This window comes from Nitratireductor sp. CH_MIT9313-5, assembly GCF_037029545.1.
Lineage (GTDB): Bacteria > Pseudomonadota > Alphaproteobacteria > Rhizobiales > Rhizobiaceae > Chelativorans.
In genome coordinates this window covers 569-909 of the sequence record NZ_JAYMER010000030.1, presented here as the reverse complement: position 1 = coordinate 909, position 341 = coordinate 569, and the positions used below count along the sequence as shown (strand labels likewise).

Annotated in this window: 1 pseudogene; it reads left to right on the top strand. The window is 54.0% G+C overall.

From position 1 onward, the window contains the following. Window positions 1-83: 83 nt before the first annotated feature. Window positions 84-209 (top strand): annotated as a pseudogene (locus WA367_RS18120) (copper-binding protein); the annotation flags it as partial. Between the last annotated feature and the right edge of the window lie 132 nt (window positions 210-341).

The following is a 341-nucleotide window of genomic DNA, read 5'->3' as shown; positions in this document are numbered from 1 at the left end:
GCCGCTTAAGATGAAAACCCTGATGAGCCAGAGCCTCCACTAGATCAGGCCGCCGAACTGCTCAAAACCTCTGACGACGGACACCTGCAATGACCATGGTCTTCGTCACCAAGGACGAAGCAATGCTGGAGAAATTGAAGGAAGGTCAGTCCATTGAGTTTGTGGCAGATCGTCTAAACGGAAAGCTCACTGTCCTCGAGGTGAAGTAGGCTTAAGCCGGTCCGAGCCGAGAGAAACTCTCTCGGCTCGGCGGCGCATCAAAATGCGGTGCGTGGAAAGTATCGGCCAGTTCTCAATCTTTGCCCTGCCGGATTTCAGCCCTACCTTGCTTGCAAGCCTCA